The sequence below is a fragment of the Pseudomonas sediminis genome (genome assembly GCF_002741105.1).
GTDB lineage: Bacteria > Pseudomonadota > Gammaproteobacteria > Pseudomonadales > Pseudomonadaceae > Aquipseudomonas > Aquipseudomonas sediminis.
The window spans coordinates 62,897-85,401 of record NZ_NIQU01000009.1 but is presented as its reverse complement, the minus strand read 5'-3'; the positions used below and the strand labels follow the sequence as shown (position 1 = coordinate 85,401).

The 22,505-nt window shown below is 65.8% G+C and carries 20 protein-coding genes and 1 riboswitch; of the genes, 8 read left to right on the top strand and 12 right to left on the bottom strand.

Annotated elements, in window-relative coordinates:
* Positions 1-52: 52 nt before the first annotated feature.
* From pcaC to pcaQ, 12 genes are all read right to left on the bottom strand, one after another.
* Positions 53-448, bottom strand: coding sequence for a 4-carboxymuconolactone decarboxylase (gene pcaC / locus CDO35_RS19685; RefSeq protein WP_074856978.1), 396 nt, complete (start codon positions 446-448; stop codon positions 53-55).
* 89 nt (positions 449-537) lie between these two features.
* Complete coding sequence (gene pcaD, locus CDO35_RS19680) at positions 538-1,326, bottom strand: 3-oxoadipate enol-lactonase (protein WP_099526316.1); 789 nt, start codon at positions 1,324-1,326, stop codon at positions 538-540.
* A gap of 9 nt (positions 1,327-1,335) precedes the next feature.
* A complete protein-coding gene (locus CDO35_RS19675) occupies positions 1,336-2,688 on the bottom strand; it encodes a 3-carboxy-cis,cis-muconate cycloisomerase (RefSeq protein ID WP_099526315.1) in 1,353 nt (450 codons plus the stop codon).
* 190 nt (positions 2,689-2,878) lie between these two features.
* Positions 2,879-4,084 carry a 3-oxoadipyl-CoA thiolase gene (pcaF, locus tag CDO35_RS19670; protein ID WP_099526314.1) on the bottom strand — a complete coding sequence of 402 codons (1,206 nt, stop codon included), beginning with the start codon at positions 4,082-4,084 and terminating at the stop codon, positions 2,879-2,881.
* Complete coding sequence (locus CDO35_RS19665) at positions 4,081-4,863, bottom strand: CoA-transferase subunit beta (protein WP_099526313.1); 783 nt, start codon at positions 4,861-4,863, stop codon at positions 4,081-4,083. Before CDO35_RS19665 ends, pcaF begins: the two co-directional genes overlap by 4 nt.
* Positions 4,863-5,714 carry a CoA transferase subunit A gene (locus CDO35_RS19660; protein WP_099526312.1) on the bottom strand — a complete coding sequence of 284 codons (852 nt, stop codon included), beginning with the start codon at positions 5,712-5,714 and terminating at the stop codon, positions 4,863-4,865. The genes CDO35_RS19665 and CDO35_RS19660 overlap by 1 nt, the downstream gene beginning before the upstream one ends.
* Before the next feature lie 131 nt (positions 5,715-5,845).
* The gene (locus CDO35_RS19655) at positions 5,846-6,691 is read right to left on the bottom strand and encodes an IclR family transcriptional regulator (RefSeq protein WP_099526311.1); all 846 of its coding nucleotides are present in this window, start codon (positions 6,689-6,691) and stop codon (positions 5,846-5,848) included.
* Positions 6,692-6,929: 238 nt separating this feature from the next.
* Positions 6,930-7,877: an AEC family transporter gene (locus tag CDO35_RS19650; protein ID WP_099526310.1), complete on the bottom strand. Its 948-nt coding sequence runs from the start codon at positions 7,875-7,877 to the stop codon at positions 6,930-6,932.
* Positions 7,871-8,914 (bottom strand): cell division protein ZapE, encoded by a 1,044-nt coding sequence (gene zapE / locus CDO35_RS19645; RefSeq protein WP_099526309.1) that lies wholly within the window; start codon positions 8,912-8,914, stop codon positions 7,871-7,873. Before zapE ends, CDO35_RS19650 begins: the two co-directional genes overlap by 7 nt.
* A 4-nt stretch (positions 8,915-8,918) precedes the next feature.
* Positions 8,919-9,527, bottom strand: coding sequence for a protocatechuate 3,4-dioxygenase subunit alpha (gene pcaG, locus CDO35_RS19640; RefSeq protein WP_099526308.1), 609 nt, complete (start codon positions 9,525-9,527; stop codon positions 8,919-8,921).
* A 12-nt stretch (positions 9,528-9,539) separates the two neighbouring features.
* The gene (gene pcaH / locus CDO35_RS19635) at positions 9,540-10,259 is read right to left on the bottom strand and encodes a protocatechuate 3,4-dioxygenase subunit beta (protein ID WP_099526307.1); all 720 of its coding nucleotides are present in this window, start codon (positions 10,257-10,259) and stop codon (positions 9,540-9,542) included.
* Between the two features lie 127 nt (positions 10,260-10,386).
* Entirely contained in the window at positions 10,387-11,319 is a 933-nt protein-coding gene (pcaQ, locus tag CDO35_RS19630) for a pca operon transcription factor PcaQ (protein ID WP_099526306.1), read from the bottom strand.
* A 145-nt stretch (positions 11,320-11,464) separates the two neighbouring features.
* On the opposite strand from pcaQ, the gene CDO35_RS19625 reads away from it, so the two are divergent.
* The 8 genes from CDO35_RS19625 (at position 11,465) to CDO35_RS19590 (ending at position 22,494) form a co-directional block, all read left to right on the top strand.
* A complete protein-coding gene (locus tag CDO35_RS19625) occupies positions 11,465-12,238 on the top strand; it encodes a sulfite exporter TauE/SafE family protein (RefSeq protein WP_099526305.1) in 774 nt (257 codons plus the stop codon).
* A gap of 162 nt (positions 12,239-12,400) precedes the next feature.
* Positions 12,401-12,643, top strand: coding sequence for an exodeoxyribonuclease VII small subunit (locus tag CDO35_RS19620; RefSeq protein ID WP_003463176.1), 243 nt, complete (start codon positions 12,401-12,403; stop codon positions 12,641-12,643).
* Positions 12,640-13,527 carry a (2E,6E)-farnesyl diphosphate synthase gene (ispA, locus tag CDO35_RS19615; protein WP_064494999.1) on the top strand — a complete coding sequence of 296 codons (888 nt, stop codon included), beginning with the start codon at positions 12,640-12,642 and terminating at the stop codon, positions 13,525-13,527. Before CDO35_RS19620 ends, ispA begins: the two co-directional genes overlap by 4 nt.
* Before the next feature lie 7 nt (positions 13,528-13,534).
* Entirely contained in the window at positions 13,535-13,843 is a 309-nt protein-coding gene (locus tag CDO35_RS19610) for a DUF2388 domain-containing protein (protein WP_099526304.1), read from the top strand.
* A 191-nt stretch (positions 13,844-14,034) separates the two neighbouring features.
* Complete coding sequence (locus CDO35_RS19605) at positions 14,035-17,307, top strand: carboxyl transferase domain-containing protein (RefSeq protein ID WP_099526303.1); 3,273 nt, start codon at positions 14,035-14,037, stop codon at positions 17,305-17,307.
* A 6-nt stretch (positions 17,308-17,313) separates the two neighbouring features.
* On the top strand, positions 17,314-18,264 hold the full coding sequence (locus tag CDO35_RS19600; protein WP_099526302.1) for an alpha/beta fold hydrolase: 951 nt from the start codon (positions 17,314-17,316) through the stop codon (positions 18,262-18,264).
* A gap of 82 nt (positions 18,265-18,346) precedes the next feature.
* The gene (gene dxs, locus CDO35_RS19595) at positions 18,347-20,242 is read left to right on the top strand and encodes a 1-deoxy-D-xylulose-5-phosphate synthase (RefSeq protein ID WP_099526301.1); all 1,896 of its coding nucleotides are present in this window, start codon (positions 18,347-18,349) and stop codon (positions 20,240-20,242) included.
* 72 nt (positions 20,243-20,314) lie between these two features.
* Positions 20,315-20,520: riboswitch (cobalamin riboswitch) on the top strand.
* Positions 20,521-20,607: 87 nt separating this feature from the next.
* Positions 20,608-22,494 carry a TonB-dependent receptor domain-containing protein gene (locus CDO35_RS19590; RefSeq protein WP_099526300.1) on the top strand — a complete coding sequence of 629 codons (1,887 nt, stop codon included), beginning with the start codon at positions 20,608-20,610 and terminating at the stop codon, positions 22,492-22,494.
* Positions 22,495-22,505 lie beyond the last annotated feature (11 nt).

The window sequence follows — 22,505 nt, the reverse complement described above, 5'->3', positions numbered from 1 at the left end:
AAAAGCGCCACCCGGATGCGTGGTCCGGGTAGCGCTCCATTGCTCGCGACAATCAGTCCTGCAGCGACTCCACACCCAGCTCGTCCCACACCGCTTCGGCGAGGTGGAAAGTGGCGTTGGCCGCCGGGATGCCGCAGTAAATGGCGCTCTGCATGATCACTTCCTTGATCTCTTCGCGGCTCACCCCGTTGTTCTTCGCTGCACGCAGGTGCAAGGTCAACTCACCCTCGCGGTTCATGCCGATCAACATGGCGATGGTGATCAGGCTGCGGGTATGGCGCGGCAGACCCGGGCGCGTCCAGATATCGCCCCAGGCGTGACGGGTGATCATCTCCTGGAACTCACTGTTGAACGGCGTGAGCTTCTCCAGGCTGCGGTCGACATGGGCGTCACCGAGTACCGCGCGGCGTACCTGCATGCCGGCTTCGTAGCGTTGTTTTTCGTCCATCGATCAATCCTCGAATTGGATCTGTAGGAGCGAGCTCTGCTCGCGAAGCGCTTGCGCGAGCAGAGCCCGCTCCTACGGAAAAGCGGCGATCAGGCGCGCAGGAAATCCAGCACGCGCTGGCTGAATTCATCACCGGCCTGCACGTTGGACAGGTGCGCGGCGTAGAACTCCACCAGTTCGGCGCCAGCGATACGCGCCTGCATGAAACGGCCGTCCTCGGTGGTGGTGACCGGGTCGCCACTGCCGCAGACGATCAGCGTCGGCGCGACTATGCTGCCAAGCTGCTCGCGGTAATCGGCATCACGCACCGCCGCACAGTTGGCTGCGTAGCCTTCGGGCGAAGTCTGCGCCAGCATGCCGACGATGGGCTCGACCTTGCCCGGATTGGCCTCGGCGAAATCGGCGGTGAACCAGCGCGAGATCGACGCATCGCGTAAACCACGCATGGCCTGCTCGCCCTCGGCCAGCACCATCTCGATGCGCGGGTTCCACACCTCTGGTGTGCCGATCTTGGCGGCGGTGTTGCACAGCACCAGGCGCTCGATGCGCTCGGGCGCCTTGATGCCCAGCCACTGACCGATCAGGCCACCCATGGACAGGCCGCAGAAATGCGCCTTGGCGATGTCCAGCGCATCGAGCAGGGCCAGCACGTCACGACCGTTCTGTTCGATGCTGTACGGGCCGTCGCTCACCAGCGAGGCGCCATGACCACGGGTGTCGTAGCGCAACACTTGGAAGTGCTGGGTGAAGGCCGCGATCTGCGCGTCCCACATGTGCAGGTCGGTGCCCAGCGAGTTGGACAACACCAGCACCGGCGCACCGGCCGGGCCTTCTAGTAGGTAGTTCAAATCGCCATCGGCGAGACGTACGGCAGACATGGATAACTCCTAACGCGAAAATTGCGTGTGTTCGGCAACGGCCCGCTCGACCCAGCGGCGAGCCTGGCCCAGGTAATGTGCTGCATCGAGCAGACGATCCAGCTCGTCAGCGGAAAGTTGTGCGCTGACCTCGGTGTTGGCACCGAGCACCGCGCGCAGGTGGACGCCCTCGCGCACCGCCTGCTTACAGCATTGCTCGATCAGATGATGGGCAGCGTCGCGGCCGATCTTCTGCGCCAGGGCGATGCTCACCGCCTCGGCCAACACCAGCCCCTGGGTCAGCTCAAGATTGGCGCGCATGCGCGCGGCATCCACCTCCAGCCCCGGCACCACCAGCAGCGCCTGCTGCAGGGCGCCAGAGACCAGGCAGCACAGCTCCGGCAGGGTGTCCCACTCGGCGTGCCACAGACCGAGGCTGCGCTCATGCTCCTGCGGCATGGCGGCGAACATCGTCGCCACCAGGCCCGGCGCTCGCGTCGCGGCACCGATCAACACCGCTGCGCTGACCGGATTACGCTTGTGCGGCATGGTCGACGAGCCACCTTTGCCCGGCGCCGACGGCTCGAAGACTTCGCCGGCTTCGGTCTGCATCAGCAGGCTGAGGTCGCGGCCCAGCTTGCCCAGGCTGCCGGCGATCATCCCCAGCAGGCTGGCGAATTCCACCAGACGATCACGCTGGGTGTGCCAGGGCTGCTCGGGCAGAGTCAGTTCCAACTCCTGCGCCAGCGCACCGCTGACCGCCCAACCGGCCTCGCCCAGCGCCGCCAGGCTGCCGGAGGCGCCGCCGAACTGCAGGCTCAGCAGGCGCGGCTTGAGTTCGCTCAGGCGCTGGCGATGACGGGTAACCGCACCGAGTACACCGGCCAGCTTCATGCCGAGGGTGACCGGCGTGGCCTGCTGCAGCCAGGTGCGCCCGGCCAGCGGAGTGTCGATATGACGCTCGGCCTGCGCTGCCAAGGCACCGGCCAACTTCGCCAGATCGCTTTCCAGCAGGCCGATGGCGGCGCGCAGTTGCAGCACCAGGCCGCTGTCCATGGCGTCCTGACTGGTGGCGCCAAGGTGTACGTAGCGCTCGGCCTCCGGGTCAGTGGCGGCGATGCGCTTGCCCAGTGCCTTGACCAGCGGGATGGCGGAATTACCCGCCGTGGCGATGGCCTGGGCCAGCGCCGGGTAATCGTAGAGCTCGGCCTTGCAAGCGGCCTCGATGGGCGCCACGGCCTCGGCGGGGATCAGCCCCACGCGCGCCTCGGCCCGCGCCAGGGCGGCCTCGAAATCGAGCATGCCCTGCACCCGCCCGGCGTCGCAGAAAATCGCGCGCATGGCCGGCGCGGTGAAATAGGCATCGAAAAGTTGGTTGCTCACGCGCGCAACGCTCCTGGAAAAAATGTACGGCTAGTGTGGCATCAACCGGCGGCCGTGGGAGGGCCGTAGGGTGGGCTTTAGCCCACCACCGTCAATGGTGGGCTAAAGCCCACCCTACGCGCTCCACCAATAGCCGTAGTGGACATGGTGGCGCCGCCCGGCCCACCCTAGGCGCTCGAATCAGCTGTCCTCACACCCGCTCGATGGCCAGCGCCAGGCCCTGGCCGACGCCCACGCACATGGTCGCCAGGCCGAGCTTGCCGCCGGTCTTTTCCAGGTGATGCACGGCGGTCAGCACCAGGCGGTTGCCGCTCATGCCCAGCGGGTGGCCGAGGGCGATAGCGCCGCCGTTCGGGTTGACCTTGGCGCTGTCGTCCGGCAGACCGAGGTCGCGGGTGACGGCCAGGCCTTGAGCGGCGAAGGCTTCGTTGAGCTCGATCACGTCGAAGGCATTGATATCCAGGTTCAGGCGAGTCAGCAACTTGCGCACCGCTGGCACCGGGCCGACGCCCATGATGCGTGGCGCCACGCCGCCGCTGGCCATGCCCAGCACCTTGGCGCGCGGCTTGAGGCCGTACTGCTTAACGGCTTCAGCCGAGGCCAGGATCATCGCCGAGGCGCCGTCATTGAGGCCCGAGGCGTTGCCGGCAGTGACGGTTTTGCCTTCGCCATTGACCGGTTTGAGCTTGGCCAGGCCTTCGGCGGTGGTGTCGGCACGCGGGTGCTCGTCACGGTCGACGACGATCTCGCCCTTCTTGGTCTTGATCACCACCGGGACGATTTCCTCGGCGTAGTAGCCGCTCTCCTGGGCCGCTGCCGCGCGCTGCTGGCTGCGCAGGCCGAACGCGTCCTGGTCGGCGCGGCTGACGCCGTAGTCCTCGGCGACGTTGTCGCCAGTGACCGGCATCGGGTCGACGCCGTACTGCGCCTTCATCAGCGGGTTGACGAAGCGCCAGCCCAGGGTGGTGTCTTCCAGATTCTGGCCACGGCCGAAGGCGCTGTCGGCCTTGCCCATCACGTAGGGCGCGCGGGTCATGGACTCGACGCCAGCCGCGATGGCCAATTCCATCTCACCCGAGGCGATGGCGCGGAAGGCAGCACCGACCGCTTCCATGCCCGAGGCGCACAGGCGGTTGAGGGTCACGCCCGGCACCGTTTCCGGCAGGCCGGCGAGCAGCAGCGCCATACGGGCAACGTTGCGGTTGTCTTCGCCGGACTGGTTGGCGCAGCCCATGAACACTTCATCGACGGCAGACCAGTCGACCTGCGGATTACGCTCCACCAACGCCTTGAGCGGAATCGCCGCCAGGTCGTCGGCGCGTACCGCCGACAGCGCGCCATTGAGGCGACCAATCGGCGTGCGGATGGCGTCGCAGATGAATACCTCGCGGCTCATTCCTCACCTCCAGCCTGACCATGAGCGGCAGCGGTGCGCGCTTCCAGGTCACGCAAGGCGGCCAGTTCCTCGGCTTTTGGCGCCTCGGTGGTGGTCAGGTTGTCGGCGAAGCGAATTTGCCAGCCGGTGTTCTCGATCACCTGCTCGCGGGTCACACCCGGGTGCAGCGAGGTGACGATGAATTCGTTGCTGCCGGCTTCCGGCTCCATGATGCACAGGTCAGTGATGATCGCCACCGGGCCGTCACCAGGCAGGCCCAGGCGCTTGCGGTGGTCGCCGCCCTCGCCGTGACCGACCGAGGTGATGAACGCCAGCTTGTCGACGAAGGTGCGATGGCCCTGCTTGAGGATGATCAGCACCTTCTTCGCCGAACCGGCGATTTCCGGCGCGCCACCGGCGCCCGGCAAGCGCACTTTCGGCGCGTGGTAATCGCCGATCACGGTGGTGTTGATGTTGCCGAACTTGTCGACCTGGGCGGCGCCGAGGAAGCCAACGTCGATCCGCCCGCCCTGCAGCCAGTAGCGGAAAATCTCGCCGGTCGGCACCACGGTGTCGGCGGTTTCCGCCAGCTCGCCGTCACCGATGGACAGCGGCAGCACGCTCGGCTTGGCGCCAATCGGGCCGGATTCATAAATCAGCACCACTTCCGGCGCATGAGTCAGGCGCGCCAGGTTGGCGGCCTTGGACGGCAGGCCGATGCCGACGAAGCAGACGCTGCCATTGCCGAGGCGGCGGGCGGCAGCCACGGTCATCATTTCATTGGTGTTGAACGCGCTCATCACTTGGCCTCCCCATTCACTTTCGCCTGGTACTGCGCAAAATCCTCGGTGCCACGGATGTACTCATCGATCCAGGCGGTGAAGGTGTCGCGGTCACGGGCGATAGGGTCCCAGGCCTGATAGAAGCGGTTGTCGCGCTCGTAGTAGCCATGGGCGTACGACGGATGGGCGCCACCGGGTACCACGCAGACAGCGCTGATGGCCCAGGTCGGCAGCACGCAGGCGTTCATCGGCGCCTGCAGGTCGTCGACGATTTCTTCGACGGTGATGATGCAGCGCTTGGCGGCCAGGGCGGCTTCCTTCTGCACGCCGAGGATGCCCTGGATCAGCACGTTGCCCTTGCGGTCGGCCTTCTGCGCGTGGATCACGGTGACGTCCGGGCGAACGCTGGGGATCGCCGCCAGCTTCTCGCCGGTGAAGGGGCACTCGATGAACTTGATCTCCGGGTTGACCTTGACCAGGTCGGAACCCTGGTAGCCACGCAGCACGGCGAACGGCAGGTTGGAGGCGCCGGCCACGTAGGCGTTGGCCATGGCGGCGTGGCTGTGCTCGCTGATTTCCAGCTTGTGTGGCCAGTGCTTCTCGACCGCGTCGCGCAGGCGGTGCAGCGAGCCGACACCGGGGTTGCCGCCCCAGGAGAAGGTCAGCTTGCGCGCGCAACCGGCGCCGATCAGCAGGTCGTAGACCAGGTCCGGGGTCATGCGTACCAGGTGCAGGTCTTTCTTGCGCTGGCGGATGATCTCGTGGGCAGCGGCAGTGGGAATCAGGTGGGTGAAGCCTTCGAGGGCGACGCAATCGCCGTCCTGGACATGGCGCGAAATGGCGTCGCGCAGGGTGATGATGTCGGCCATCGTATTGTTCTCGTCAGGTTGCAGGCGCCACCGAAGCGAGCGCGGTGGATACCTGCCACATTAAAAACTGACCTTGATGAGAACAATCCGATAATCGCCATATCGGGCGATTATCGAACACCTTCGAACGCTTACACCGCGCGGAACAACTGCCCGCTCAACTCTCGGCTGGCCGACAGCATCAGCGGCAGGTAGCGTTTTTCCAGCTCGGCGGCCGGAACGCGAGCAGCGTGGGTGCTGATGTTCATCGCCGCCAGCACGTGGCCGGCGGAGTCGTACACCGGCACCGCCAGCGAACGCAGGCCTTGCTCCAACTCCTGGTCGACGATGCACCAGCCCTGGTGCCGCACGCGCTGCAGGCACTCCCACAGCGCGTCGGGGGTGTGCAAGGTACGGCTGGTCTTGGGCTGCATCTCGGCGTGGGCCAGGTAGTCCTGCAACTGATCGTCATCCAGTGCGGCGAGCAGGATGCGGCCCATCGACGTGCAGTAGGCCGGCAGGCGGCTGCCGACGCTCAGGTCCACCGAGATCAGCCGTTGCGGGATGGCCGAGCGGGCGATGTAGAGCACCTGCTCGCCCTCCAGCGTGGCCAGGTTGCAGGCCTCGTGCAGTTGCTCGCTGAGGCGGTCGAGAAACGGCTGCGCGGATACCGCCAGCGGCGTCGACGACAGGTAGGCGTGGCCCAGGGTGAGGACCTTGGGCAGCAGCGAATAGGTGCGCCCGTCGGTGGTGACGTAGCCCAGCTTCATCAGGCTGTAGAGACAGCGGCGCACGGCAGCACGAGGAATCTCGGTGCGGTGGCTGATCTGCGCGATGGTCAGGTGGCGTTTGCGCTCCTGGAAGGCGTTGATCACCGCCAGGCCCCGCGCCAGGGAGGTCATGAAGTTGGGGTCGCCAGCGAACTCCTCGATACGCTTGGCCGGCGATACGTAGGGCGGCGGTGCAAGACTGGTAAGCGGCGGACGGGTTTCGCTCATGATGACTCCGAAACGGCGATGAACAGCACTTGGCGATTATCGAACCGTCGTGCGGTAATCGCAAACATGCTGAGCAATATAGCGAACGACACTTCTGTGGCCCGGATGCAATCCGCGACCATCGTGTCAGTCATTCCCGGATTTCATCCGGGCTACGAGGCTCAATACCCTTGCCGCTGCCCAGCCCCAGCCGTTACGGTCAGGTACCCCTCAGGGCGCGGGCGGGGTTCGCCACTGTTTACGCGAGCAGCCCGCGGAATTCGATGAAGCCGATCAGCGCACTGATAGTGAAGAACGCCAGCACGGTCGCCCCGACCAGCGCCGCCGCGCAACGCTCCTCGAGGCCGAAACGCTGCCCCATGATCGGGTAGATGCTCAGCATCGGCGCGCTGGCGAACAGCACCCCGGCCACCAGCATGTGCGGCTCGATACCGGGCATCAGCATCAGCGCGGTGAACACCGCCAGCGGGTGCAACAGCAGCTTGGCCAGGCTGATTTGCGCCACCTCGCGCCACACGCCATTGGCCTTCATGCCGTACAGGGTGCCGCCGATCACGAACAGCGCCACCGGCGCCGAGGCACTGGCCAGCATGTCGATGGGCCGGCTCAGCAGGGTCGGCAGGTCGATCCCCAGCAACGAGACCGCCAGGCCCAGACTGATACCGACGATGATCGGGTGCTTCAGCAGGCGCTTGAGGGTTTCACCAAGCACCGCCCACTTCGACTGCGCCTGCTGCTGTCCGCTCTCGGCAAGCATCAGCGCCAGGGGGATCATCAGCAGGTTCTCCACCAGCATGCCCAGGGCCAGCGCTACGGCGGCCTGCTCGCCCAGCACCGTGAGCGCGATCGGGTAACCGACGAAACCGCTGTTGGACACCGACACGCCCAGGGCCATGATCGCGCTGCGCGACACGCCCTGCCGGCGCAACCAGAAGGCCACGGCAAAACCGATGGCGAAGATCGTCAGCGAGCCCAGGGCATAGGCGCCCATGTACGGCACGTTGAGCACCTCGCTCAGCGGCCGCTTGGCCAGGGCGTTGAACACCAGGGCGGGCAAGGCGAAGGTGATGACGAAGGTGCCCATGCCGCGCAGTTGTTCGCGGTTGACCAGACCACCCCGTACCGACACGAAACCCAGACCGATCAGGATGAAAATCGGTGCGGTAATGCTGAGTACGGCTAACACGCGACGCAGTTCTCCACAGAGCTGGACAGTTGCTGCAAACGGCTGCGGGTGCGGCTGAAATCGCTGGCGCCGATATCGGCGCACACCTGCTCCAGGCTCGACTCGCTGGCGAGCAGCAGGACCACCCCACTGTCGTAGGCAACGTCGATGAAGTTGATCACCCGCTGCTGCACATCCAGTGACAGCCGATGCAGCGGTGGAACGTTACTGACGGCGACGCAAGCGAGATGTTCGCACAACCACAGGTAATCCGCGGTCGATGACGGCACCTCGAACAGCGCCGAAAAATCCAGCCAGATCCCCTGCCCGCTTCGCCCCCGCAAGGCGAACGAGCGGCGGTTCAGTTGCAGCTCGCCGCCCTCGCCCGCCACGATCTGCAAGGCGCGGCACAACAGGCTGTCGGCCCGTTCGGCAGGCGCCTGGATGAAGCGCCCCCAATCGTGCCGGGTGTGCTGGCGATAGTCTTCGCCGGCATCCAGTTCGAGTACCTGGCAATGGCGCTGCAGCAACGCGATGAACGGCCTGAAGCGTACATGATAGAGCGGGTTCGGGCACAGCCCGGCCGGTGCGAAATTGGACGTGAACACCAACGCCACGCCTTCACGCAGCAGGCATTCGAGCAGGCGCCCGAGGAGAATGGCGTCGCCGATGTCGTGCACATGGAACTCATCGAAGCACAGCAGGCGCGCTTCCACGGCCAGGTCGGCGGCGACCCGGGCCAGCGGCTCGGGCTGGCCGCTGTAAGCGTTCAGGCGCCGTTGCAGCTCCTGGAGAAAACCGTGCACGTGCACCCGGCGCTTGTTCGCCACGGGCGCGGCGGCGAACAGGCAATCCATGACGAAGCTCTTGCCGCGCCCGACACCGCCCCACAGGTAGACACCTGCAGCCGGACGTCGCCAGCGCCGCTTGGACGCCAGCTGCGCGCCCAGCCAGTCGGCAAGTTGGGCGATGGCCCGCTGCTGGGCGGGGTCGGCGCGAAAGCCCCGAGCCGCCAGCTCGCGGTCAAAGTGACGGCGCACCGCCTCGGCGGGCGCCACCGGGTCAGAAGTCAAAGAACACTGTCTCGCCGTCCCCCTGGATACGGATATCGAAACGGTAGGCGGTCTTGCCCTCCACTTCGCAACGTTTGGCGATCAGCGTCTCACGGCGCTGCGGCTGCTCAATCAGGTTGAGCACCGGGTCCTTGGCGTTGGCTTCGGCCTCATCCTCGAAATACAGGCGAGTATTGAGGTGGATGTTGATGCCCCGAGCGAACAGCGCGACGTTGATATGCGGCGCCATCGGCACCCCGGCGGCGTTTTTCACCACACCCGGCTTGACCGTGTAAGCGAACCATTCGCTGCCAGCATCGAAGGTGGTGGCGGTACGGCCAAAGCCGTTGAACGACTTGGACTGGTCGTAATCCTCGTCGTAGTGGCCTTGATGATCGGCCTGCCACAGCTCGAGGAAGGCATCGCGCACCAGGTGGCCATTGCCGTCATAGACATGACCGACCAGCACGATGTGCTCGCCCGGGGCTTCAGGGCGCGCCATCTGGTTCCAGATTTCCTGCTCGCGGGTCGGGTTACCCGCGGCAGCCAGGGCCAGGCCGATATGCACGTAGGGTCCGGCGGTTTGCGAAGGGGTTTCCGGCAGCAATTCAACAGGCATGGTCATCCCTCCTTACTTGTTCTCGAAATGGGTTTTACGCTGGCCACGCAGCACGATATCGAAGCGGTAGGCCAGGCAATCCATCGGATTGGCCGTGCTCATATCCAGCTTGGCGATCAGCGTCTGCACCGCGTCCGGGTTGGCGATGGATTTGACGATCGGGCACAGCGGGATCAGCGGGTCGCCCTCGAAATACAGCTGGGTGATCAGGCGCGTGGAGATCGACGGGCCGTTGAGCGAAAAGTGGATATGCGCCGGGCGCCAGTCGTTGGGATTGTTACGCCACGGATAGGGGCCGGGCTTGATGGTGCGGAAGATGTAGCGGCCTTCGCTGTCGGTCAGCGCGCGGCCGACACCGCCGAAGTTGGGGTCGAGCGGCGCCAGATAGCGGTCGTTCTTGTGGCGATAGCGGCCGCCTGCGTTGGCCTGCCACATTTCCACCAGGGTATGCGGGATCGGCTTGCCGTACTGGTCCATGACCCGGCCGGAGACAATGATGCGCTCACCGATGGGTAGCCCACCGTTGTTGAAGTTGAGCAGCAGATCGTTGTCGTGCTCGGCGAACTTCAGGTGCGAGAAATCCGGACCGGTGGTTTCGGAAATCGACTGCGGAATGCTTACCAGCGCCTGACGCGGCGAACGGGCAATGGAAGTCTTGTAATCGGGGGTGAAGGCTTTCGGATGCCAGTTGCGGTCGCGAATGGCAAAGCGACGGTTGTCCTCGGCAGGCATGGTGCACTCCTGTTATGGCTATTGTGGAGTTTTCCCAGGGTGCAGGTTCCCTGGGGAGTTGGCGCAGTCTCGGCCAAACCTGCCTAGATGAACATTGAAAAGACGCCGTCAAAACATAACCAAATGGTTATGGAAAAGCACCCTCGCGGTAGGCTTGCGCCACCTCGCGCAGCACATCGCAGAAGCGCTCCCCCGCCAGTGACAGCCCCAGCGCACTGTTACGGCAGATGCCTACCGAGCCACCAGGCTCACGCACCGGCAGTTGCAACTCGACCAGCTCGCCGCGTCGCACGTCCAGGCATACGGCGTCCTGCGGCGCCACCCACAGCGCATCGCTGCACAGCACGTAGCGCCGACTCAAGGCCGGCGAGAGGGTTTCCAGACGCTGCCGCGAAGGCGTCACCCCGCATTGCACGAAGAGGCTGTCGGCATGCTTGCGGATGGTGGTGCCGGTCGTCGGCAATACCAACGGGTAATCACCCAACCGCCCCAGCGCCTCCTCTCCGGCAGCCAGCAACGGATGCCCCGGGCGTACCACCAGGGTCATCGACTCGCTGTACAGGTGCTCGAACGTCAGGCCCTGGATGTCCGGGCTGTCGGTCATGCGGCCGATCACCAGATCCAGCTCGCCGACGCGTAACTGACTCAAGAGATAGGCCCCTGGCCCGGTGGCGACGCTGACCACCAGCGCCGCATGACGTTGGTGCAGGCGCCCGACCACCTCGGGAATCAGCAGGCTCTCGACGGTAGACAGCACGCCCACGCGCACCTGCCCAGCCTCATGCTCGCCTTCGCGCAGGCTATTCACGCCATCACGCAGCGCCTGCACGCAGGGGCCGGCGTAACGCATGAAGGCCACCCCGGCAGCGGTCAGACTCACCCCGCTCTTGCCCCGCTCGAACAGACTGGCGTCGAGGATCTCCTCCAGTTCCTTGAGCGTCTTGGAAATCGCCGGCTGGCTAACCGCCAGGGCATCGGCCGCCTTGGCGAAACTGCGCTGGCGAGCGATCTCGAGAAAGCACAGCAGGTGGCGGAATTTGATACGGGTGTCGATGTTCATCGCGGGTACCGAGTACAGGTGCTGCGATGATGCCGCAAAGCATAGGCCTGGCACAGACGACAATTGGCAGGTTCGTCACTTTGGTCGCACTTGGCTGACCGAAGGGTCAGCTCTATGCTGCACCTTTTTTGTGCGAGCCTGCCCGATGTCCCTGTTCGATTTACTGCTGCTGGCCCTCGCCGGTTTCGCCGCTGGGGGCATGAACGCCCTGGCAGGTGGCGGAACCTTCTTTTCCTTCCCTGCCCTGCTCGCCGCCGGCCTGCCACCGGTGACGGCCAATGCCACCAACGCCGTGGCCCTATGGCCGGCCAGCCTGGCTGGTGCCTGGGCAGCGCGCGCCTCGTTGCGGCCGCTGGGTCGTTATCTGCTTCCACTGCTGCTGGCCGGCCTGGCCGGCGGCCTGCTGGGCGGCCTGTTGCTGCTGGCCGGCGGCGACGATGTGTTCCGCGTGTTGATCCCGTGGCTGTTGCTGGCCGCCACTGCGCTATTTGCCGCCAGCCCATGGCTGGGACGCTGGCTGGCCGAGCGGCGCAAGAACAAGGCATCCGCACACCCACCGCATACGCCGCTGTCGCTAAGCGCGCATATCAGCGTGTCGATCTATGGCGGCTACTTCGGCGCCGGCATGGGCATTTTGCAGCTCGCCGCGTTCTCCATCGAAGGTCATCCGCTGGCACGCGCCAACGCCCTGAAGAATCTGATCTCGGCAGTCATCTACAGCATCGCCACACTGACCTTCGTCATCGCCGGCCGGGTCAGCTGGTACGAGCTGGCCATCCTGCTTACCGGCGCCACCATCGGCGGTTATGCCGGCGGCGCACTGGGCGAGAAACTACCACCTGCGTTGCTGCGCAGCTTCGTCATTCTGGTCGGCAGCACGATGACGCTGTACTACTTCTGGAGCACCTATCTAGGATAGGCCGTAGGGTGCGCCGTGCGCACCATCGCGGTCTTGTTGGTGCGCACAGCGCACCCTACGCGGAGCCCAACCCCGAAGCACGTTCCCGGGCCCGCTGATTTGCCCGAGTGGCGCGGCTCTGCTAGTGTCGCGCCCGTTCCAGAATCAGCGAGAACCCGCACCATGGCCCGCAAGAAAGCCGCTCCCGACTTCGAACACTCCCTTGCCGAGCTGCAGACTCTGGTCGAGCGCCTGGAGAGCGGCGAGCTGTCGCTGGAAGACTCCCTGACCGCCTTCGAGCAGGGCATCGGCCTGACTCGTGAGTGCCAGGCCGCGCTGGCTCAGGCCGAGCAGAAGGTGCAGATCCTGCTGGAGCGTGATGGCGAGTTGCAGCCCGCCCCCTTCGATACGGACGAGCCTGCATGATCGCGGCGTACCAGAAGCGCTGCCAGACCCGCGTCGATACCGCTCTGGAACAGCTGTTCCAAGCACCGCGCACAGAACTCGAACGGCTCTACCAGGCCATGCGCTACAGCGTCATGAATGGCGGCAAGCGCGTACGTCCGCTACTGGTCTACGCCGCCTGCGAAACTCTCGAAGGTGATCTCGAACGTGCCGATGGCGCGGCCTGCGCGGTGGAGCTGATTCACGCCTATTCGCTGGTGCATGACGACCTGCCGGCGATGGACGACGACGACCTGCGCCGTGGCCAGCCGACCACGCACAAGGCCTTCGATGAAGCCAGTGCAATCCTTGCCGGCGACGCCCTGCAAAGCCTGGCATTCGGCGTACTCGCCGACCGCCGCCGCAACCCGCAAGATGCCGAGACGCGCCTGCAAATGATCGAGCTGCTGAGCCAGGCTGCAGGCCCGGCGGGCATGGTCGGCGGCCAGGCCATCGACCTTGGCTCGGTCGGTCTGCAACTCGACCAGCAGGCACTGGAAGTCATGCACCGGCACAAGACCGGCGCGTTGATCGAGGCCAGCGTGGCGCTCGGTGCCCTGGCCAGCGGCAGCACTGACGAACTGGCACTCAAGGCCCTGCTGCAATACGCCCGCGCCATCGGCCTGGCCTTTCAGGTGCAGGACGACATCCTCGACGTGGAAAGCGATACCGCCACCCTGGGCAAGACCCAGGGCAAGGACGAAGCCCACGACAAACCCACCTACCCCGCCCTGCTCGGCCTCGACGCCGCCAAGGACTATGCCTTGGAACTGCGCGACCAGGCCCTGCACGTGCTGCGCCCGTTCGGCAACAGCGCCGAACCGCTGCGCGAGCTGGCGCGTTATATCGTCGAGCGGCGCAGTTGAACGACGCATGAAGCGAGCCCTTGCCCTGCTCGTTATGCTCAGCGCCAGCCAGGCCTGGGGCATGGACGGGCAAGGCAACTCCAGTGACCACTTCACCGTGGGCAGCAGCCTCGGTACCGCCGGCATCAGCGCCTCCACCAGCAACTCGCTGCGCGCCTACCAGAGCGCCCGTGACGATGCCCTGGCCTATGTCGCCTCGGCCGGCGATATTCGCGGCGCACGGCTGGAAGGGGCGTTCCATCAGTACCGCCATGACCATCCAGATGCAGATAGCAGCGACATGCAGGTCGCACAGGCCATCGCCTCGTTGCGCTGAATCGGCTGGGGCACCTCTAAAAACCTAGGCGATGCAGCTAGGCCGCTCTTGTGGGAGCGGCTTCAGCCGCGATGGCCGCCCCACTCCATCATTGTCATCTATGACCGCATGATCGCCGCATAAGGCTTGCTTTACCCGCGCGTCCAGCCACCTAAGATGGGCTCGATAATGACAAGACGCCTGGAGCCGCCATGCCCTTCCCCGCCCTGCTGATCGCCAACCGTGGCGAGATCGCCATTCGCATCGCCCAGGCCTGCGCCGACCTGGGTATCCGCAGTGTCGCGGTGTACGCCGAGGACGACACCTCCTGCCTGCACACGCGCAAGGCCGACCTGGACGTGGCGCTGGTCGGTCGCGGTGTCGCGGCCTACCTGGATATGGATCAGCTCATCGCCATCGCTCGTGAGCAGGGCTGCACGGCCATCCACCCCGGCTACGGGTTTCTCGCCGAGAACGCCGAGTTCGCTCGCCGTTGCCAGGCCGCTGGGCTGACCTTCGTCGGCCCCACGCCCGAGACGTTGCAGCTATTCGGCGACAAGGCCGCCGCCCGAGATCTCTCCGAGCGCTGCAACGTCCCCCTGGTACCCGGCATCAACCAGGCGGTAACCCTGGATCAGGCTGCTGCCTTTCTCGCCGAACACGGCAGCGTGATGCTCAAGGCCCTGGCTGGCGGTGGTGGGCGCGGCATGCGTGCAGTGGACGAGCCGGCGCAGTTGGCCGAGGCCTTCGCCCGCTGCACCTCCGAAGCCCAGGGCGCCTTCGGCAGTGGCGCGCTGTACGTGGAAAAGCGAGTGCGCCGCGCCCGACATATCGAAGTGCAGGTGCTTGGTGACGGCAGCGGCACAGTCAGCCACCTGTGGGAGCGCGACTGCAGTCTGCAACGCCGCCACCAGAAACTGGTAGAGATCGCCCCCAGCCCCGACCTGGATGCGGCCACCCGTGACGCGATCACCGCCAGCGCCCTGCGCCTGGCAGCCGAGGTGCACTATCGCGGCATCGGCACCTTCGAGTTTCTGCTCGACCTCGACCAGCCAGGGCACTTCTATTTCATGGAAGCCAACCCGCGCGTGCAGGTGGAGCACACCGTCACCGAGCAGGTCACCGGCGTCGACCTGCTGCATACGCAACTGCACCTGGCCGCTGGCAAAAGCCTGGCCGAGCTGAATCTGCTCACTCCACCGCCCACGAAAGGCTATGCCGTGCAGGTGCGCCTAAATCTGGAAACCCTGCTCGCCGATGGCAGCGCTCGCCCGGCCAGTGGCGTGCTCGGCGCCTATCAACCGCCCTCCGGCCCGGGCCTGCGTGTGGATGGCTGCGGCTATGCCGGCTACGTCGTCAGCCCGGCCTACGACTCGCTGATCGCGAAGCTGATCGCCAGCGCCAGCGATTATCCCAGCGCTCTACGCCGCGCCTACCGCGGGCTGTGCGAGTTCCGCCTCGACGGTGTGGCGAGCAACCTGCACCTGCTGCAGAACCTGCTGCAGCGCGACGAGGTGATCGCCAATCAGGTCGACACCACCTACGTCGAGCGGCATCTGAGCGAGTTGCTGGCCGCCCGCGAGCAGGCCCACCCACACCGTTACTTCGCCACTGACGCCGCGCGGCACAGCACCAAGGCCACTGTCGATGCACCACCTGGCACCCTGGCCCTGAGCGCCCCCAGCGCTGGCGTGCTGGTCAGCCTGGCGGTGGCCGAGGGCGATGCTGTGGCCGCTGGCCAGGCCATCGCCGTGCTGGAAGCGATGAAGATGGAGTTCGAGGTCAAGGCCGAGCACAGCGGCATCGTCCGCGCGCTGGCCGTTGCCCCCGGTGAGGCCATCGGTGAGGGCCAGGCGCTGGCGTTCCTGGAACCGGCCGAGGTGGATGGCCTCAACGCCCACGGCGAGCAAGCAGTCGACCTGGCGCATATCCGCGACGACCTGGCCGAGGTGCTGGAGCGCCACGCACGCCTGACCGATGCACGCCGCCCCGAGGCTGTGGCGAAAAGACGAAAGACCGGCCAGCGCACCGTGCGCGAGAACCTCGCGGACCTGCTCGATGAGGACAGCTTTATCGAATACGGCGCCATGGCCCTGGCCGCCCAGCGCCGTCGCCGCTCGCCCGAGGAGCTGCTGGAGCTAAGCCCCGCCGACGGTTTGGTCGCCGGCATCGGCACGGTCAACGCCGCGAGTTTCGGCGCCGAGGCCGCGCGCTGCATGGCCATTGCCTACGACTACACGGTGTTCGCCGGCACCCAGGGCGTGATGAACCACAAGAAGACCGACCGCATGCTGGCCCTGGCCGAGCAATGGCGCCTGCCGGTGGTGCTGTTCGCCGAAGGCGGCGGTGGCCGACCAGGCGATACCGATTTCGTCGGCGTGGCCGGGCTGGACTGCCACACTTTCGTCGCCATGGCCAAACTCTCCGGCCTGGTGCCGACGGTGGGCCTGGTCTCCGGCCGCTGCTTCGCCGGCAACGCCGCGCTGCTCGGCTGCTGCGACGTGATCATCGCCACCCGCAATGCCAGCATCGGTATGGCTGGCCCGGCGATGATCGAAGGTGGCGGCCTCGGCAGCTTCACCCCCGAGCAGGTCGGCCCGACCAGCGTGCAAGGCCCCAATGGGGTGATCGATGTGCTGGTGGAAGACGAAGCCGCAGCGGTCGCCGTGGCCAAGCAGTACCTGGGCTATTTCCAAGGACCGGTGAGCGACTGGCAGTGCAGCGACACCCGCGAGCTGCGCCAGGTGATCCCGGAAAACCGCCTGCGCGTGTACGACATCCGCCGGGTGATCGAGCTGCTGGCCGATCACGGCAGCGTGCTGGAACTGCGCCGCCAGTTCGCCCCCGGTCTGGTCACCGCGCTGATTCGTATCGAGGGTAAGCCGTTCGGCCTGATCGCCAACAACCCCGCGCACCTGGGTGGCGCCATCGACGCCGTGGCCGGCGACAAGGCCGCGCGCTTCCTGCAACTGTGCGAGGCGCATGACCTGCCCATCGTCTCGCTGTGCGACACCCCCGGCTTCATGGTCGGCCCGCAAGCCGAGCAGCAGGCCACGGTGCGCCATGTCTCGCGCCTGTTCGTCACCGCCGCCAGCCTCACGGTGCCCTTCTTCACCCTGGTGCTGCGCAAGGGCTACGGCCTCGGCGCCCAGGCCATGGCCGCCGGTAGCTTCCATTCGCCGCTGTTCACCGCCGCCTGGCCTAGTGGCGAATTCGGCGCCATGGGCCTCGAAGGCGCGGTGCGCCTTGGCTTTGCCAAGGAGCTGGCGGCCCAACCGGACGAAGCCGCACGCCAGGCGCTGTTCGACAAACTGGTGACCAAGGCCTACGAAAACGGCAAGGCGCTGAACATGGCCAGTTATCTTGAGATCGACGCGGTGATCGACCCGGCTGACAGCCGCGCCTGGCTGCTGCGCGGGCTCAACGCGATACCACGAGCGCCTCGGCGCGATGGCAAGAAACGCCCCTTCATCGACACCTGGTAATTAGCCATGCATATCGATCACCGCCTGCTCGCCGTCAATGGCATCGAACTCAGCCTGTACAGCGCCGGCCACGAGCACGGCAAGCCGGTGTGGCTGCTGCATGGCTTTCCCGAATGCTGGTACGCCTGGCATCCGCAGATCGAGGCGCTGGCCGCCGCCGGCTACCGCGTGTTCGCCCCGGAAATGCGCGGCTATGGCGCCAGCAGCGCGCCAGCCGATCCGGCGGCCTATGACCTGCTCACCCTCTGCGGCGATATCCAGGCGGCGATGGACATGCTCGGCCAGCGCGAGATAGTGGTGGTCGGCCATGACTGGGGCGCGCCGGTGGCCTGGCACCTGGCGCTGCTGGAGCCTGAGCGGATCAAGGCGCTCGGCGCACTGTCGGTGCCCTTCGGCGGCCGACCGAAACGCCCGGCCATCGAGATGATGCGCGAGGCCTACGCCGGGCAATTCCACTACATCCTCTACTTCCAGCAGCCAGGCGTGGCCGAGGCCGAACTGGACGACGACATCGCCCGCAGCCTGCGTCTGCTGCTCGGCGGCCTCGGCGATGCCCTGCTGGCGACGGACAAACCGGCCAATGCGCGGCTGTTCGATGGCATGCCGGATGACCTGCCACTGCCGCCCTGGTGCAGCGAGGCGATGTTCACTCACTACCTGCGCACCTTCGAGCGCCACGGCTTTCGAGGCGCGCTGAACTGGTACCGCAACTTCGAACGCAACTGGCAGCGCACCGAGCATCTGGCCGGGCTTCAGGTAGAGCAGCCGACGCTATTCCTGCTCGGCGAGCACGACCCGGTGGGCCGCTTCGAGGCGCCGACGCTGAAACGCATGGGCGACAAGGTGCCGCACCTGGAACGCCACGACCTGCCCGGCGCCGGCCATTGGCTGCAGGCCGAATGCGGCGAGCGGGTCAGCGCCCTGCTGCTGGATTTCCTCGCACGAAACTACCGGTAACGCCGATGTGGTCAGCAGATTGGGCTGTTTTCCTGGCATCAGGTAAACTGCCGCATCTTTTACACCTATAACGATTCGCCTGATGCCGACCACTTTCCACGAGATCCCCCGCGAGCGCCCGTTGACGCCGCTGCTCGACAGCGCCAACACGCCCGACGAACTGCGCCGCCTGGCCGAAACGGACCTGGAAACCCTCGCTGACGAACTGCGCCAATACCTGCTCTACAGCGTTGGCCAGAGCGGCGGGCACTTCGGTGCCGGCCTCGGCGTGATCGAGCTGACCATCGCCCTGCATTACGTCTTCGACACCCCCGATGACCGTCTGGTGTGGGACGTCGGCCATCAGGCCTACCCGCACAAGATCCTCACCGGCCGTCGTGAGCGAATGGGTAGCCTGCGCCGGAAGGACGGCCTGGCCGCCTTCCCACGGCGCGGCGAGAGCGAGTACGACACCTTCGGCGTCGGCCACTCCAGCACCAGCATCAGCGCGGCACTGGGCATGGCCATCGCCGCCCGCCTGAAGGGCGAGAAGCGCAAGAGCGTGGCGGTGATCGGCGACGGCGCACTGACCGCCGGCATGGCGTTCGAGGCGCTCAACCACGCCACCGACGTCGGCGCCAACATGCTGGTGATCCTCAACGACAACGACATGTCTATCTCCAAGAATGTCGGCGGTCTGTCCAACTACCTGGCCAAGATCATCTCCAGCCGCACCTACGCCAGCATGCGCGAGGGCAGCAAGAAGATCCTCTCGCGCCTGCCTGGCGCCTGGGAAATCGCGCGCAAGGTCGAGGAACACGCCAAAGGCATGCTGGTGCCAGGCACCCTGTTCGAGGAGCTGGGCTGGAACTACGTCGGCCCCATCGACGGCCACGACCTGCCCACGCTGCTCGCCACCCTGCGCAATATGCGCGACCTCGACGGTCCGCAGTTCCTCCATGTGGTGACCAAGAAGGGCAAGGGCTTCGCCCCAGCCGAGGTCGACCCCATCGGCTACCACGCCATCACCAAGCTGGAGCCGGTAACGCCTGTCGCTGCACCCAAGAAGCCCAGTGGCCCGAAGTACTCCAACGTGTTCGGCCAGTGGCTGTGCGACATGGCCGAGCAGGACGCGCGCCTGGTCGGCATCACCCCGGCGATGAAGGAAGGCTCGGATCTGGTGGCGTTCAGCGAGCGCTTTCCTGATCGTTACTTCGACGTGGCGATTGCCGAGCAGCACGCCGTAACCCTGGCGGCCGGCATGGCCTGCGAGGGCGCCAAGCCGGTGGTGGCGATCTACTCCACCTTCCTCCAGCGCGCCTATGACCAACTGATTCACGACGTGGCCGTGCAGCACCTCGACGTGCTGTTCGCCATCGACCGCGCCGGCCTGGTCGGCGAAGACGGCCCGACCCACGCCGGCAGCTTCGACCTCTCCTACCTGCGCTGCATCCCCGGCATGCTGGTGATGACCCCGAGCGACGAGAACGAGCTGCGCCGCATGCTCACCACCGGCCACCTGTTCGACGGCCCGGCGGCGGTACGCTACCCACGCGGCACCGGCCCCAACGCGCCGCTCGATGCAGGCCTGGAGCCGCTGGAAATTGGCAAGGCGGTCGTGCGTCGCCAGGGCAAGGGCGTAGCCCTGCTGGCCTTCGGCGTGCAACTGGCCGAAGCCCTGCGCGTCGGTGAAACGCTGGACGCCACGGTGGTCGACATGCGCTTCGTCAAACCCCTGGACGAAGCGCTGCTGCGCGAACTGGCAGGCAGCCACGCGCTGCTGGTGACCATTGAGGAAAACAGCATCATGGGCGGCGCCGGCAGCGCGGTCAGCGAATTCTTCGCTGCAGAAAATCGCCAGGTGCCGATGCTGCACCTGGGCCTGCCCGACTACTACGTCGAGCACGCCAAGCCCAGCCAGATGCTCACCGAGTGCGGTCTCGACGAAGCCGGCATCGAACGCGCGGTGCGTCAACGCCTGAGCCTGCTGCAGGCCTGAGCATGAAGCCCGCTCATCGCTATATGAGCGGCGTTTGCTTGTCATTCATATGCGTGCGCACTAAGGTGCGCGCCATTCATGTTCCGCCAGGGTGCGCTGCGCAAGCAGTGTTAAACGGGAAGTCGGTGCGCTCGTCACGAGCAATGCCGACGCTGCCCCCGCAACGGTAATCGACTGCACACACTGAGCGTGTACCGCGTCCAACAGCCACTGGGTCATGCCTGGGAAGGCGGACGCGGGTCGAGAGCCCGGAGACCGGCCAAGGCGGTGCGACTGGTGTTGCGGAGGGCAGCACGGTCAAGCGCTGCCCTGCCTGCGCTTGCACCTGCCCTCCTTGACCGTCTGCCGACCGTTGAGGAAAGAGAATGAAACTGTCCCGTCTGGCACTGGCCATCGCAGTCATGCCAGGTCTCTCGCTTGCCGCCGAGCCCTACCTGGCCGAACCGCTGGTCGTCACCTCCGGGCGCCTGGCCGAACCGCAAGCGCAGGCCACCGCTGCCACCACGGTGTTCGAGCGGGACGACATCGAACGCCTGCAGGTCAGTAGCGTACCCGACCTGCTCAGCCGCGTGCCTGGTGTGTCTATCGTGCAGAACGGCGGTCGCGGCAGCCTCACCAGTCTGTTCCTACGTGGCGCCAACGCCAACCAGACCCTAGTGCTGGTAGATGGCGTACGTCTGAATGCTGCTGCCAGCGGTCTGGCCCGTCTGGAGTTTCTCAGCCCCGATCAAATCGAGCGTATCGAGGTCGTGCGCGGCGCCCGCTCGGCGCTTTACGGCTCCGACGCCATTGGCGGGGTGGTCCAGATCTTCACTCGGCGCGGCGAGGATGGCCTGCAGCCGCGCCTACGCCTGGCCGCCGGCAGCCAACAGACCTTCGAGCGTAGCCTAGGCATGTCCGGCGGTGACCAGCGCACCCGCTTCGATCTCGGCGCAAGCCTGGTCGAACGCGCCGGCTTCGACCGCTCCCAAGATGGCCGTGGCTACGACAACGACCACGATGGCCTGCGCCGTAAGGCCTTCAACCTAAACCTCGATCATCGCTTCAACGACCGTCTCAAGGGAGGCCTGAGCCTGCTCGAGCAACATGGCGAGAGCGAGTACGACGACCTGTTCAGTTTCGATCCGGGCAACCCCAGCGAACGCTTCAGCGTCTCCAGCATTGCCGGCCATCTCGAAGCGCAACTCGCCGAAAACTGGAGCAGCCGTCTGGAGCTCGGTCATAGCGAGGACAAGAGCGAAAACCGCGACCCGCTGAATGCCGACAACAACTACGCCTACAACACCTACCGCGACAGTGCCGGCTGGCTTAACACTCTGCGGTTTGGTGACGCTCACCAGGTGCTACTTGGCCTCGACTGGTACGAGGACCGCTTGGGTAGCGACAGTGACTTCAGCCAAAGCAAACGCTGGAACCGGGCAGCCTTCGCCCAGCACCGCTATCGCGGCAACGATTTCGCCACCGAACTGGGCTTGCGCCACGACGACAACCAGCAGTTCGGCAGTGAAAACACCTGGAATGCTGCGCTGAGTCTGGACCTGGCCGAGCGCCTGGAGCTAGTGCTGAGCTATGGCGAGGGCTTCCATGCACCGACCTTCAACGACCTCTACTTCCCGACCAGTTCGTTCTACGGTGGTAACCCGGATCTTGCCCCGGAGCGCTCGAAAACCTACGAAGCTCAACTGCGCGGTGATCACATGGATACGCGTTGGAGCCTGTCGGCCTACCGGACCGAGGTTGAGGACCTGATCACAGTAGTCAGCGACCCGGTTACCTTCTTCAGCACGCCAATGAACGTCAACAAGGCGCGCCTGCAGGGCCTGGAGTTGAGTGTCGAACGCGAGCTGCTGGACTGGCATGTGGCCCTCGGCGCCAGTCTACTCGACCCGCGTGACCGCAGTAGTGGCCATATCCTGCCGCGCCGCGCCAAGCGCAGCCTGAGCCTGGACCTGGATCGTCAGTTCGGCGCGTTCGCCGCCGGCATGACCTGGCAGGCATTCTCCGGCCGCTACGATGATGCCGCCAACAACCGCGAGATCGCCGGCTACGGCCTGCTGGGCGTACGCGCGAGCTGGCAGATGGACGAGGAACTGCTTTGGCAGGTCAAGGTCGACAACCTGCTAGACAAGGACTATTCCCAGGCCCTTTACAGCCGGCCGGATGATCCGTTCTTCAGCAGCGTGAGCTATTACGGCTACCGCGAAGAAGGCCGCAGCGCCATGCTCTCGCTGACCTGGACGCCACAACTCTGAGCTTGGTGCGC